We start from the raw sequence: 13,164 nt of genomic DNA, 5'->3' as shown, positions 1-13,164 counted from the left end.
AATAGTTAGAGCGGTTCCGGCAACTCAGTTTTGACCGGAGCCGCTCTAAGGTCTGTGGGGATTTAGGATTCCCATTTATCCGCAGATGTGATTCTCATGTCCGTTTTCAAGGGTTACGGCATAGGTTTTCGCTTCGCTTTTTCAGCGCAGAGAGTATTATATGCTGCCTATTGCAGGACGCGGCGGCATTGAGACGACGGTTGATCAGACTCTGATGCGCGGGTTGGATACCGCAGGACCGTGGTTCGTCTCGGGCCTTCCTCTGTCTCACGTTAACGCGTGTTGCCATTTTTCAGGCTCGCAGAATCACAACGAGGGTTGCCCTGACCGGCCGCCGCGCCCAACAATAGGCAGTGTGATGGAAGTAAACTTTTCTCCTTCTTCGTGTTGAGCCGTTCTTTGTCAGGCGGCTTTTGTTGACGTGATAGGAATGGTCGTTGCGATCGCCCAGACGAAAGCAGCAAGCTCACGTGCGATGGCAACGATGACGATATTGGTGGGGCGACCACTGGCTTGCATACGCCGGTATCGCTGGCATAGTCGCACTTGCGCCTTCCAGGCGATTGCCCTGATATTTTCAGGCAACCCCTCGCTTCGCTTCAGAATTTCCAGGCCGACACGCGCGGGTAATCTATAGGTCCATGCGCCTTCGACCAGCATCCGTCGTGCGCGGGTGTTACCCGCCTTGGTAATGGACCCACGCATCACGCTTGCGCCTGTGGAATGCTCCTTGGGAACCAGTCCCAGCCAGGCCATGAACTGACGTGGGTTGCTAAAGCGCCGAAAGTCACCGATCTCCGAGACCAGGGTCAGCGCTGAGATCTGTGCGACACCGCGCAAGGCCTGGATCGCTTCCACCACCGGGTTGAGTGACCAGTCCGGCAAGAACGCCAGCATCTGTTGGGTCAACCGTTCACGCCGTTCCTCGATTTGCTCGATGGCACGAATATATTCTTCCATGGCGATTTGCTGCGCCCGGTGATCGAACCGCTGGGTCGCCAGCCAGTTTCGATGTGCTTTTGTCCAATGAGACCGGCCCTCGAAGACCCGGCCGTGGCGGAGCAAAAATGACAAGAGATGCTGGCGTGCCCGTCGCAAATCAGAGACCGCCGTTTCCCTCGCCCGGCAAAGATCGCGCATGGCCTCATGCGTCTCGTCGGGAACCCAGATGGATGACAGCTCACCGGCGCGCAACAAAGCAGCTAACGCCACCGCATCGCGGCGATCCGTTTTGATCTGAAGCCCCGGACGCGTTGGAATGAGCGACGGTGCGACGACAAGGCATTCGTGGCCGAGACCTGAAAGCTGGCGATACAATCCATAACCCGTCGGGCCGGCCTCGTAGCAAAAGCACAGGCGCCCGTGACGCCCAGCCAGCTTGTCGACAAATTTGCGCACCGCATCAGCGCGGTTGGCGATCTCGCCATAGTAGCGTACCTCCCCCTTGCGGCCCGCTTCAGCAAGGCCAACGGCAATTTTTTCCTTGCTCACATCCAAACCAACGTAAAGTGCAGTATCATCGACCACGGCTCGTCTCCTATGTTTGAGGCTCTGGCTGCAAAGCTAACCCTCGTTGCCAACATATTGCGAGACGAGCCACTATGCAGACCAGGGACATGGGGTCTCATACTGTGGATGGATCGCTTTGTACTGACGGACGCCCAATGGGCGAAGATGGAGCCGCACTGCCTGGGCAAGATCACGGATCCCGGACGCAGCGGCAGGAACAATCGACTATTCATGGAGGCGGTGCTGTGGATTGTCCGAACAGGCAGTCCATGGCGCGACCTGCCATCCCATTTTGGTAACTGGAGCACAGCGTTCCGGCGATTTCGTGATTGGCGCGAAGCGGATGTTTTCAAGCGGATTTTCGATGCTTTGACGCAGGAGCCTGACATGGAGTACGCCATGATCGATGCCACCATCGTCAAGGTTCATCGTCATGGACAGGGCGCAAAAGGGGGACTTCGAGCCAGGCCATTGGCCGCTCCAAAGGCGGCTTGACGACCAAGATATTGGCACTCACCGACGCCTTGGGCAACCTTGTGCGCTTCCGCCTGATGCCAGGCAATCGTTTCGATAGCGTCGGTGTTGCACCGTTGATCGAAGGTGTCGAATTTGGGGCGTTGCTCGCAGACAAAGCTTTCGACAGCAACGACATCATCGCCGATCTTAATGAACGTGGTGCCAGGATCGTCATTTCCCAGCACCCGCGCCGCGCCATCCCCATCCCGCTTGACACCGAAATGTATAAATGGCGGCACTTGATTGAAAACTTCTTCTGCAAACTCAAAGAATTCAAACGCATCGCCATGCGTGCCTGCAAAACAGACCGTAGCTTCGCTGCTATCATCTACCTCGCTGCGGCCGTCATAAATTTACGATGAATCCCCACAGGCCTTAAATGACATCGCCGAGAAAAGTGCCCCGCCATGTCCAAGCCAGGTGGGGCATTTGAATTTCTACGCCGAAGTTTTGCCGAGCGAAAATCTCTCTGCTATTCATACTGCGTGAAAACAGAGAGACAGAGCGGCTCCAATGATTCAGTATAAGCTGGAAATGTTCTCGGAGACTGCATGAGAAAACTTCGCTACCAGCGGCGTCGGTCGCGCTCTGCAGTGTGGGCGCTTCGGCTTGGTGTTTTTGCGCTCGTGCTGCTTGCGATGGCGTTTCTTCTGCATCGCTTCTGGACACTGGAGACACCGGATCTGGTACTGCTTGCCGGATTGAGCACTGGTCTTGCCGCTCTGGCCCTTCTTTGCTCGGCTAAAGGTTTTCGCAATCTCTGGGTCAATGGCGACAAGGGCGGCGCACGCTCCTTCTGGGGCGGCATATTCGCTTTTGCCGTGCTGCTTCCAGTCGGACTGGTCACGGCACTGTGGTATCTCTCTCCACCCCTCTACGACATCTCCACGGATTTCGAGACGCCGCCGCAATTCCCGTCCAATATGCCGCCACGCCTGCAATGGATGAATCCGCTGACAGTGGCAGTGAGTGGCGATGCGCTGACCCAGTTGACCGCCTATCCCGATGTGGTCGGACGCCGCTATGAAGCCGCACCGGACCGCGTTGCGCAGGGGGTCGAGACGGTTCTGAGGACTTTCGGGTGGCAGGAGATCGCGCGCAATGCGTCTTCGCCGGAACAGAACGCGACGCGATTTGCCGTGACCGCGCATAGTTTCATACTGGGTCTGAAAAGCGATATCGTCATCCGCTTGCTCGACGAAGGCGAAACCACCTATGTTGATGTGCGCTCGCTGTCACGCTATGGCAAGCGGGATATGGGGCAGAATGCCGGTTTCATTACTGATTTTCTGGAGGCGCTGGAAGGCGAGGTTAACAAGGCTCCAGCGGACGTGGAATAATCAGCCGGGAAGATAGATACTGCCCATCGACGGATGGCCATCTGTCGTGACTTCTCCACGCCCGACCAGATCTTCCAGATGTGCGAGCACGGACAGTGCAGCCGCACCGTGCAATCGCGGATCAGTCTCGCGATAAATCACTTTCACCATGTCGCCGATTGTCCGGTCCCCCTGTAGAACACGCTCTAAAATGGCACGTTCGCGCATCTTGCGATGGGCACGCAGGCCACGAACGAAGGCGGCAGGCTTGGTCACGGCGCCGCCATGCCCCGGCAGATAGACCTTGTCGTCGCGTGCCAGCAGTTTTTCGAGCGAGACCATGTAGTCATTCATCGAGCCGTCCGGCGGTGCGACGATGGACGTCGCCCAGGCCATGACATGGTCTGCGGGGAAAAGAATGCCGGTTCCTTTCAGGCCGAACGCCATGTGATTGGCGGCATGTCCGGGAGTATGAATTCCTTCCAGAGCCCAGCCATCACCTTCGATCATGCTTCCGTCGGTCAGTGCAATATCCGGAACGAACTCCGTATCGGCGCTTGCCTCAAGCATGTTTGTTTCGCCCCCATAATAGGGGCGGGCAGGGCGATGCGGTCCCTCCGCAACGGTGCGAGCGCCAAGGCTTTCCTTCAGACGCTGGGCCAAAGGTGAATGATCGCGATGGGTGTGGCTGACGAAGATATGGCTGACCGGACGACCGGCAATGGCTGCGATCAAGGCGTTGTAATGCGCCTCATCTTCAGGGCCGGGATCGATGATCGCCAGCGTATCCGTGCCGATAAGATAGCTGTTGGTGCCGTGAAAGGTGAAAGCGCTCGGATTATTGACGGTGAGGCGCAAAATGCCTTTACTCAGTTCAACCGGCTTCCCATATTGGGGCGTGAAACTGCTGTCGAAAACAAGCGCCATTGAAGCGGCTTCCATTCTTCTTTGGTTTGATTGATGAAACGGCATAGGCCTTATATAGTCGGGTTGCAAACGTGAACAGTCACGCGGGCTGACAATCGCGTCAGCGGGCAGTTTCCGGAGAATTTCGCATCCCGGTGTCTGTCGCCGCGTCAAAAGTGGAGTTGGATATGCCTCATAGAGCAAAGTCTCGCGTCGCCCCCGCCTCTCTCGCCGCAGAATATCTGCCGACAAGACAACTGGCCCGTGCTTTTTGGTTTGTCGGGCTTGCGGTGATCGGAACGGCTGTTCTCACCATTTCTGCCAAGATCAAAGTCGATCTGGTTTACGTCAATGTGACGATGCAGACCTTCGCTCTCTTTGCAATTTCAGCGCTTTACGGTTCGCGGCTCGCCGTGGCGACTGTCGCTCTTTATCTGCTCGAAGGTGCGCTTGGCATGCCGGTTTTCACCGGAACGCCGGAGAAGGGCATCGGTCTTGCCTATATGGTTGGTCCGACAGGTGGTTATCTGCTCTCCTACCTTGCCGCTGCCTGGATCGTCGGACGTGCTGCCGATAAGGGACTGGCGCGTAACCCTCTCGCTCTCGGCGGTGCAATGCTGCTCGCAGAAGCCGTCATTCTTTTGATGGGTGCTGGCTGGATGGCTTATCTTTTCGGTCTGGAAAAGGCGATTGCCTTCGGGTTCGGTGCCTTTATCGTCGGCGATCTCGTGAAACTCGCACTTGCCGCATGCGGAGTCCCTGCGGTGATGTCACTTTTGAAGCGCTGAATTTTTATCGGTTCTGCATGTTGAAAGCCGGGTCGTTGGCCCGGCTTTTTCTTGTTTCGGTTGAAACTGCTTCGCAATTGACAGAGACCTCTTCAACAAGCTTTGTCGTTATAAGAAATCTGCTTTTACGGGGAGGATGATTTGCACGTCGAAACTTTGGTGGTCGAGCCGCTGACAAAAGACGCTTTTGCGCCATTTGGTGATGTTATCGAGACAGAAGGAGCTGAGCTTCGTCTGATCAATAACGGAACGACCGAGCGATACCACGATCTCGCGCGTGTCGAAGCCGCTGGTACCGAAGCAAGGGTTCTTGTCAATATTTTCCGCGGGCAATCGTTCGAAGCGCCAATCGACATCGTCATGATGGAACGTCATCCTTTCGGCTCGCAGGCATTTGTACCATTGAACGGCAGGCCGTTCCTTGTGATCGTCGCCGAGGATGACGGAGGCAAGCCTGCACGTCCGCGTGTTTTCCTTGCGCGCGGTGATCAGGGCGTCAATTATCTGCGCAATGTGTGGCACCACCCGCTACTGGCGCTTGAGCAGAAATCCGATTTTCTGATCGTCGACCGGGCGGGCAAGGAAGACAATCTGGAAGAGTTTTTCTTCTCCGATACCGCCTACCGCATTGAAACGACGCAACCTGCCTGAGCTTTATCGAGGGATATTATGGGTAAACTTTCCACACATGTTCTCGACACTGCCCACGGCAGTCCAGCGGCGGCGATGCGCATCGAGCTTTATCGTATTGCCACAAACGGCGTTTCCGAACTCATCAAGCGGACGGTGACCAATCTCGAAGGACGCACGGACGCGCCTTTGCTTTCCGGTGATGAATTGCGCACCGGCACTTACGAGTTGCAGTTCCATGTTGCCGAATATTTTGAGGGACGCGGTGCGGACCAAGCCAATCCGCCGTTTCTTGACCTAATTCCGATCCGCTTCGCAATCGCCGATGTTGATGGAAACTATCATGTGCCGCTGCTTGTCAGCCCGTGGTCCTATTCCACCTATCGCGGAAGCTGATCCGGACTTATCCTCTTTTCGGGCAGACGAACTAGACTCCTCGCATTATCCACGGCGAGGAGCTGTTCATGGACCAAACCCCAAATCTGAAAATGACCTATATTCTGCCCAGTCAGGCGTAGAAACATGTCACCCACAATGAGGCCTTGCGGTTGTTCGATGCTGTTGTGCATCTGAGCGTCAATTCACGGAATCGAGCTGAAGCGCCCGAAACACCCGCCAGCGGAGATCGCTATCTCGTGGCTTCGGCGGCTGCCAGGGCATGGGCAGGAAAAGGCGGCGCAATTGCCTCTTTCATTGATGGCGGGTGGCTCTTCGTGACGCCTGCTATCGGCTGGCAGGCCTATGTCGAAGACGAAGCTTTGTTGCTGGTTTTCGACGGTATACTCTGGAAGGGCGTTTCGTCGGTTCGGGAAAACTTGTTCCTGTCGATGTTCGGTGTTCTTGCCACTGCCGATGCGGTTAACCGGCTTGCTAATTCGTCGGGTGCGAGCCTGTTCAACCATGCCGGTGCAGGGCATCAGGTGAAGGTGAACGAGCAGGCGGCGAGCGATACGGCAAGCCTTCTGTATCAGACCAACTGGACCGGCTTCGCCGAGATGTGGCTGAACGGCAGCAATGATTTCAGCGTCAAGGTAAGCAGCGATACCGGACAATGGCGAGAGGCAATCCGGATCGATCACGTCACCGGCAATGTTGCAGTCGGTTCGATCTGGACGCAGACGAGGCTTGTTGTTGATGGTCCTATACGTGCCGCATCCTATACCGTCTCGATGCTGCCCTTTCCCGCAATTCACGGCACAGGCGCGCTGGTCCTCGTCAGCGATGCCCCATCAGGCCCCGAAATGGCCTATTCTGATGGGTGCGCCGAGCATGGCGCGTGGTGCGCAATCACCGTTTGACCGGGATGGTATCCGGTCGATGACTTGGAGGTGAAAGTCCTCTACGGGCCCTGGTGATGGGAACCGTTAGCCGAACAGCAAGGGCGTCGTCGTGAGGCGGGGTCTGAAGGAAGCTGTAAGCAAAGTGCCGGCCTGACGAACAGGAAGCGCATAAGAGGCAGTCGCATCAGGGCAAGGGGGCCCATTTACCCAAAGCCCGATATTCACCTGGATGATGCGGCTGTAGATGCGACAGGTATATGGCATGAAGGTCACGCGTCTTACCTCGGGAGGTCTGTTGCCTCGCCACCGGCAACGGTGTGCTACCGCGGCTGAGAAGCGACGGGACAGGGCGGCAGAAGTCAGCAGATGCCGTAGTAGCCGGGACCATCTGGTGAAGGGTTGAACATGAAGTGTCGGATGGAGAACGGTCTTTCGATGACGACAGCAGATGCAGACAATGGGGCCGAAATTCCCCATGCCCATGCGGAAGGTAGTGGCCGGAAGCCGCGAGAGGATGCCTTGGGCGCATCAAACGTCACGGCAGGACCGTCCACCTCACAACCGAAGGCAGCGATGCAACTGATGGAAATGATCATCAGTCGCGAAAACATGATGGCGGCCTTACACCGGGTGGTGTCGAACAAGGGAGCGGCGGGCATCGACAAGATGAGCGTTGGCGACCTGAAGCAGCATCTGGTATCGCATTGGCCGCGCATTAGGGAAGACCTTTTGGCGGGGCGGTATGAGCCAGCGCCGGTGCGCGGGGTTGAAATCCCCAAGCCCGGTGGCGGGAACCGCCTTCTTGGCATTCCCACGGTTCTCGACCGGCTCATCCAGCAGGCGATACATCAGGTGCTGATGCCGATCTTCGACCCAGACTTCTCCAATTCCTCTTTCGGCTTTCGGCCGGAGCGGAGTGCCCATGATGCGATCCTTGCCGCGCGGTCCCATGTGGCCGACGGTTACCGCGTTGTGGTCGATCTTGACCTGGAGAAGTTCTTCGACCGGGTAAACCACGATATGCTGATGGCACGAGTGGCGCGCAAGGTTTACGACAAACGGGTGCTGCGGTTGATCCGCCGCTATCTGCAAGCCGGGTTGATGATGGGCGGGATGACGACAATGCGAAGCGAGGGAACGCCGCAGGGCGGTCCGCTGTCTCCGCTATTATCAAACGTCTTGCTCGACGATCTGGACAAGGAACTGGAACAGCGCGGACATCGCTTCTGCCGCTACGCCGACGACTGTAATATCTATGTGCGGTCAATGCGTGCCGGTCAACGGGTGATGGCTTCGCTCACCACCTTCCTTGAAAAGAGGCTGAAGCTGAAGGTCAACGCCACCAAGAGCGCTGTTGATCGTCCATGTAACCGGGTCTTTCTGGGCTACTCAATGACGGCTCACCGTATGCCCCGCCTTAAGGTGGCGGTACAAAGTGTGAAACGTCTTCGTGGTAAACTGAAAGCCCAGTTCCGGGCTGGGCGTGGCCGGGCCATTGACGTCATCATCAAGGAACTTGTGCCGATCCTGCGCGGTTGGACAGCCTACTTCAAGCTGGCCGATGTGAAGGGGACGTTTGAGGAACTGGATGGATGGGTTCACCGCAAACTGCGGGCGACCCTGTGGCGGCAATGGGCGAAACCAGCCGCGTGCGCAAGAAACCTGATGCAACGGGGCATCAAGAAGGAGCGTGCATGGATAAGTGCCAGCAATGGCCGGGGACCATGGTGGAATGCAAGAACCCCGCACATGCACGAAGCCTTACCCAATGCCTACTTCACCAAGCTCGGGCTGATCTCGTTCCTGAAGGAACATCGACGCCTACACTACGCTTCATGAACCGCCGTATACGGAACCGTACGTACGGTGGTGTGGGGGGAGGGCCTAAAGTGCCCTCCTACACGATCGAGACCTGGCATGGCGTCCGTACCAACACCATAATTGCCTGACAACAAATGCGGCGGATTGGCCGCTTACAGTTGCCGGGGACAGTCTACGAGCCGTAATTTCGCCAAAAGATGTTTGTTAAGCGCCCGAAGCAGCAATTGATATAGTTCTGTCGGAGGACTCATGTTAACGGTGGCGAGAAATTAGAATGCTTCGCAGCTACGGCGTGCAGCACGCCGCGAAGGGATTGACTAAGCTTTAATCCCCATTAGTAGTATAAATAGCCTTATGGCTCTGGAATCGTTCCGGTATTTCTCTCCGGCGGAGAGCGGGATAACACGCGTATGAGTTTGAAATATCCATGGCAGAGATTGGCGCTTTTGCCTCGCGCCAGCAAACAGATCATTCTGATGCTGAGCGACTGTGTCCTGCTGTTGTTGAGTGCTTATCTGGCCTTTGTCATCCGTCTCGGCTTCGTTTTCGTGCCGAACGAAGGGCAGACGTTTCTTATTTTCATCGCGCCCGTTCTGGCAATTCCGGTTTTCATTCGCTTCGGACTCTACCGCGCCATCATCCGTTATCTGGCTGAACGCGCGATCTGGCCGATCTTTCAGGCAACTGCTATCGCCTCGTTGTTCTGGGTTGCTCTGGTGTTCCTGATGGAGCTCTACGGCAGTGCCGGTCTGCCACGCTCTGTTCCTCTGCTTTACTGGCTTTTGAGCACTGTATTCATCGCGGCCAGCCGTTTCGGTGCAAAATGGCTTTTGCGTAGTTCCGAGTCGGACAAACGCTATACGAGTTCAGCACTGATTATCGGCGTGGGCGAGCCTGCCCGCCAGCTGGCAACGGCGCTCCGCAGTCATAGCGATACACTGGTCGTCGGCTTCGTCGATCCCGATGGCCAGCTTAATGGCATGGATATTATCGGGCTGCGGGTCTATGGCGTGGAAGACATTTCCACCTTGATCGAAAATTACGGTATCAAGCAGGTCGTGGTATCTGAACCGTCGCTAGAACAGAAACAGCGTCAGGATTTCGCGCGGCTTTTGGGGCGCCTTCCGGTCAATACGCGTATTCTTCCGCCGATCGCCGATCTGACGGCTGGGAAATATCTGGTCAGCTCGCTACGCAATGTCGAGATCGATGATCTGCTCGGGCGTTCGCCCGTGCCGCCTGATGCGGCCTTGTTGCGAGAAGTGGTCGAAGGCCGGCGCATTATGGTGACGGGAGCGGGAGGCTCGATTGGCAGCCAGCTTTGCCGTACCATTTCACAATGGAACCCGGCCTGCATCGTTGTGTTCGAGTCGAGTGAATTCGCACTTTACAATATTGAGAGGCAGCTCAGGCAGATCGCCAGTTGCGAGATTGTGCCGATCCTTGGGACGGTCAGCAACCGGGACTGCGTCGAGAAAGCCATTCGCGACAACAATGTCGATACGGTCTATCATTGTGCAGCATACAAGCATGTGCCGCTTGTCGAGAAAAACCCGCTGGTCGGTATATTCAACAATGTGTTCGGCACGCTGGAAGTGGCGCAGGCGGCTCTCAATACCGATGTTGAGCGCATGGTCCTCATCTCGTCCGACAAGGCAGTGCGACCGACGAATGTGATGGGCGCAACCAAACGCTGGGCTGAGCTGGTTGTCTATTATTGCGGTTTGATGGCCGAGCAATCGGGAAAGAAGAAGGCGTTCTATTCTGTCCGTTTTGGCAATGTGCTGGGGTCGAACGGTTCTGTTGTCCCGCTTTTCCGTGAGCAGATTGCCGGTGGTGGTCCGATTACGCTGACGCATGAGGACATGACCCGCTACTTCATGTCGATCAAGGAAGCTGCCGAGCTTATCGTGCAATCTGGTGGCATCGCCGCGTCGGGCGATACAGTTCTGCTCGAAATGGGCGAACCGGTGAAGATCCGCGATCTGGCCGAGAACATGATCCTGCTGGCAGGGCTGACCGTTCGAAACAACGAGAATCCGCACGGCGATATTGCAATTGAGACGACAGGGATTCGTGAAGGCGAGAAGATGTATGAAGAGCTCTTCTACGATCCTTCACAGGCGAAGCCGACCCGCCATCCCAAGATCATGCGCGCCCCGCAGGGCAAAAAGGCTGCGGTGGATGTTCCGGCAAGTCTTACGGCCCTGCGTGTTGCCATGGAAAGCGGCGATATCGATGCCGTTCGCAAGGTGCTGTTCGACGTTATAGCTTCCTGAAGCGCCCGCGAAAATCCAGCAGCAGAACCAGTGTCGCGACAATGGCCACAAGCAGGAACGCGATCTGGGTGATTGTGTGATCGAGAGCTAGCAACGCTATGGCACAGGCAATGAGGATCATGTTCAGAAGCGCTACGTGGCCGACGACCTTGAGCACGCTCCAGCCTGAGCGCTTCGCCGTCTGATAGGCATGTTTGGAATGCGCTTTCAGGATGTTCTCGCCCTGGCTTAACCGCATCACGATGGTCGTGCCAGCGTCGAGAATATAATAGAGCGGCAGGATCAGCGCGACGGCGATATGCGTTTCCCGTGCGAGCAGGATTAGCGCTGTTCCTGTGATCAGGCCAAGTGGCAGACTTCCAGAGTCGCCCAGAAAAATCGTTGCAGGCGGACGGTTGAACAGAGCGAACCCCAGAACCCCACCCGCCGTGATGATGCCGATGCCGCCACTTTCCAGTCCGGCCAGTCCGAGAGCGGCCAGAATTCCGACGCCAGCCAGTGGAATCCCTATACCAGCTGCGGTCATGAGATCGAGACCATCCATGAAATTGGTAACATTGATCGCGACCATCAGTGCAAAGACAATGAGCATTGCCTCTAGCCAGTAGGGTAGGAGGTCCGGCAGCAACCGGAAATCCGGACCCAGGCCGTAGACAACCAGTCCGGCGGCAATGAACTGGGATCCCAGTCTGATGATCTCTGAAAGCTCATATTGGTCATCCAGTCCGCCGACGATCCAGAGCAACAGCGAGGCCCCGGAAAGGCAAAGCGCCAGAAATGCGTTGATTTCCATATCCGGCGCAAAGATCAACAGCGTTGCGATGATTGCGGGAATAAGTGCCAATCCGCCGATCTGCCGTGCTACCGTCGTATGGTTTGAACGCGAACTCATGCGAGCCGCGAGAAAGCGCTCGGGCAAGAGCCAGTTTAACAGATAGAGACCGATGCCGCACAATGCAGCGCTGACGAGAAACGAAATCAACAAAAACAGCATAGTGAATACCGAAAATGCACTCTTCCGTAGGATGTAGCAGCTTTGAAGCCGGACGCAAATCAGCGGTTTTGTTTTAGGGAACGAGGAGCGATGATATGTGGTTGAAAACGTTGTTCACAGGGCCTGTAATCCTGAAAGGGATTTCGCGATTAGGCGATTGCGCTCGGGTTTCGAAGCGGCTATAAGGCCGCGCAACCGAATGCTTCGGTTAGATTTGTTGGGGCGTAGCCAAGCGGTAAGGCAGCGGTTTTTGGTACCGCCATTCCCTGGTTCGAATCCAGGCGCCCCAGCCATGAATCATGCGTAAAATCAATAAGTTATTGATTTTACTTAATGTTTCCCAGCTGGGAATCCTCACGCTTTTTTCCATTTTGCCGACTGTGCACAAAACTGTGACACAGGGCTATGACACATGCCGATTCGCCTTGGTCGGTTTGTCTCATCAGCTCCAAACGGCGAGCTTATTATGGCAGTCAGACATCAGGTTCAGAATCTTCAGCGGCGCGGAAATATTTTTTATTGGCGTCCCCGTCTTCCGATGCATTTGGGACGCGCTATTGGCTCGCGTCATCTTGCTTTCAGTCTCAAACAATCTGATCATCGGCAAGCAGGCCGCATGGCCCGCAAGCTCAATCTTCTGCTTTATGAAATTGCTGAAAACCCGCGAAGTGTATTGATGTCGAAAGAAGCTCTCGAAGGATTGTTCCAATCCGAAATTGCGCGGATGAATGATCATATGGAGAACCTGCAATTTGCAGGCCAGCGTACGCCGACGGGGTTCCATCAGATCGATAATCTGACTGCCGATCTGGAAGTCGGGTGGGCTTATAGGCTTCTGGAAAAATTCGGTACCCGCCGGATCCTGTTTGAAGAGGAAGGTTGCCAGGGGTGGCGCTTTCTTGAGCAGGCGAAGGTGCCAGAGAGCCTCCACCAAGGCATCGCGACATCCTATCGTGGTGAACGCGAAGACGCAGAAAGTTCGCGCTTCGTCGACGAAATGCGCGCTCTCATGCAAGAGCACCGCCTGCCTTATTCAATTCTTAATCTCGAAAAGGCCAAGGCGGAGTATTTCAAAGCGCGTGCTGACGTTCTGCTCAATACCGATGATCGCTATCTCATCGA

At 55.9% G+C, this 13,164-nt stretch carries 10 protein-coding genes, 1 tRNA gene and 2 pseudogenes; 10 read left to right on the top strand and 3 right to left on the bottom strand.

Features of this window, described 5'->3' with window-relative positions; translation table 11 throughout:
• Positions 1–402 precede the first annotated feature (402 nt).
• Complete coding sequence (locus MKS82_RS06765; RefSeq protein ID WP_240578566.1) at positions 403–1,527, bottom strand: IS110 family transposase; 1,125 nt, start codon at positions 1,525–1,527, stop codon at positions 403–405.
• 108 nt (positions 1,528–1,635) lie between these two features.
• Here MKS82_RS06765 and MKS82_RS06760 point away from each other — a divergent pair.
• Both MKS82_RS06760 and MKS82_RS06755 read left to right on the top strand, forming a co-directional pair.
• A protein-coding gene (locus MKS82_RS06760; RefSeq protein WP_240578565.1) for an IS5 family transposase occupies positions 1,636–2,387 on the top strand; the annotation gives its coding sequence in 2 pieces (ribosomal slippage) (positions 1,636–1,966 and positions 1,966–2,387; 753 coding nt in all).
• A gap of 189 nt (positions 2,388–2,576) precedes the next feature.
• A complete protein-coding gene (locus MKS82_RS06755) occupies positions 2,577–3,365 on the top strand; it encodes a DUF1499 domain-containing protein (protein WP_240578564.1) in 789 nt (262 codons plus the stop codon).
• On the opposite strand, the gene MKS82_RS06750 is transcribed toward MKS82_RS06755, so the two are convergent.
• The gene (locus MKS82_RS06750; protein ID WP_240578563.1) at positions 3,366–4,271 is read right to left on the bottom strand and encodes an MBL fold metallo-hydrolase; all 906 of its coding nucleotides are present in this window, start codon (positions 4,269–4,271) and stop codon (positions 3,366–3,368) included.
• Positions 4,272–4,438: 167 nt separating this feature from the next.
• Between MKS82_RS06750 and MKS82_RS06745 the strand changes: the two genes are divergently transcribed.
• The 6 genes and pseudogenes from MKS82_RS06745 (at position 4,439) to MKS82_RS06720 (ending at position 11,048) form a co-directional block, all read left to right on the top strand.
• Positions 4,439–5,038: a biotin transporter BioY gene (locus tag MKS82_RS06745; RefSeq protein ID WP_240578562.1), complete on the top strand. Its 600-nt coding sequence runs from the start codon at positions 4,439–4,441 to the stop codon at positions 5,036–5,038.
• Between the two features lie 141 nt (positions 5,039–5,179).
• Positions 5,180–5,689 carry an ureidoglycolate lyase gene (locus tag MKS82_RS06740; protein ID WP_105528903.1) on the top strand — a complete coding sequence of 170 codons (510 nt, stop codon included), beginning with the start codon at positions 5,180–5,182 and terminating at the stop codon, positions 5,687–5,689.
• Positions 5,690–5,707: 18 nt separating this feature from the next.
• On the top strand, positions 5,708–6,064 hold the full coding sequence (gene uraH / locus MKS82_RS06735) for a hydroxyisourate hydrolase (RefSeq protein ID WP_240578561.1): 357 nt from the start codon (positions 5,708–5,710) through the stop codon (positions 6,062–6,064).
• A 68-nt stretch (positions 6,065–6,132) separates the two neighbouring features.
• A pseudogene (locus MKS82_RS06730) lies at positions 6,133–6,966 on the top strand (DUF2793 domain-containing protein).
• 417 nt (positions 6,967–7,383) lie between these two features.
• Positions 7,384–8,787: a group II intron reverse transcriptase/maturase gene (gene ltrA / locus MKS82_RS06725; protein ID WP_139975403.1), complete on the top strand. Its 1,404-nt coding sequence runs from the start codon at positions 7,384–7,386 to the stop codon at positions 8,785–8,787.
• Between the two features lie 392 nt (positions 8,788–9,179).
• The gene (locus MKS82_RS06720; RefSeq protein ID WP_240578560.1) at positions 9,180–11,048 is read left to right on the top strand and encodes a polysaccharide biosynthesis protein; all 1,869 of its coding nucleotides are present in this window, start codon (positions 9,180–9,182) and stop codon (positions 11,046–11,048) included.
• Here the strand turns inward: MKS82_RS06720 and MKS82_RS06715 are convergent.
• Complete coding sequence (locus tag MKS82_RS06715) at positions 11,035–12,042, bottom strand: MraY family glycosyltransferase (RefSeq protein WP_240578559.1); 1,008 nt, start codon at positions 12,040–12,042, stop codon at positions 11,035–11,037. The genes MKS82_RS06720 and MKS82_RS06715 overlap by 14 nt on opposite strands.
• Before the next feature lie 218 nt (positions 12,043–12,260).
• Here MKS82_RS06715 and MKS82_RS06710 point away from each other — a divergent pair.
• Positions 12,261–12,335 (top strand) — tRNA-Gln (locus tag MKS82_RS06710).
• Between the two features lie 119 nt (positions 12,336–12,454).
• Positions 12,455–12,619: pseudogene (locus MKS82_RS29645) on the top strand (hypothetical protein); the annotation flags it as partial.
• Positions 12,620–13,164: the final 545 nt, after the last annotated feature.

The organism is Ochrobactrum sp. A-1 (assembly GCF_022488005.1).
Classification (GTDB): domain Bacteria; phylum Pseudomonadota; class Alphaproteobacteria; order Rhizobiales; family Rhizobiaceae; genus Brucella.
This window is presented reverse-complemented; position numbering and strand designations above follow the sequence as displayed.

Excerpts from the sequence above, each read along its gene's own strand:
- uraH (WP_240578561.1), top strand. The coding sequence starts at position 5,708 with ATGGGTAAACTTTCCACACATGTTCTCGACACTGCCCACGGCAGTCCA.
- MKS82_RS06750 (WP_240578563.1), bottom strand. The coding sequence starts at position 4,271 with ATGGCGCTTGTTTTCGACAGCAGTTTCACGCCCCAATATGGGAAGCCG.
- MKS82_RS06720 (WP_240578560.1), top strand. The coding sequence starts at position 9,180 with ATGAGTTTGAAATATCCATGGCAGAGATTGGCGCTTTTGCCTCGCGCC.
- MKS82_RS06755 (WP_240578564.1), top strand. The coding sequence starts at position 2,577 with ATGAGAAAACTTCGCTACCAGCGGCGTCGGTCGCGCTCTGCAGTGTGG.
- MKS82_RS06715 (WP_240578559.1), bottom strand. The coding sequence starts at position 12,042 with ATGCTGTTTTTGTTGATTTCGTTTCTCGTCAGCGCTGCATTGTGCGGC.
- MKS82_RS06745 (WP_240578562.1), top strand. The coding sequence starts at position 4,439 with ATGCCTCATAGAGCAAAGTCTCGCGTCGCCCCCGCCTCTCTCGCCGCA.
- ltrA (WP_139975403.1), top strand. The coding sequence starts at position 7,384 with ATGACGACAGCAGATGCAGACAATGGGGCCGAAATTCCCCATGCCCAT.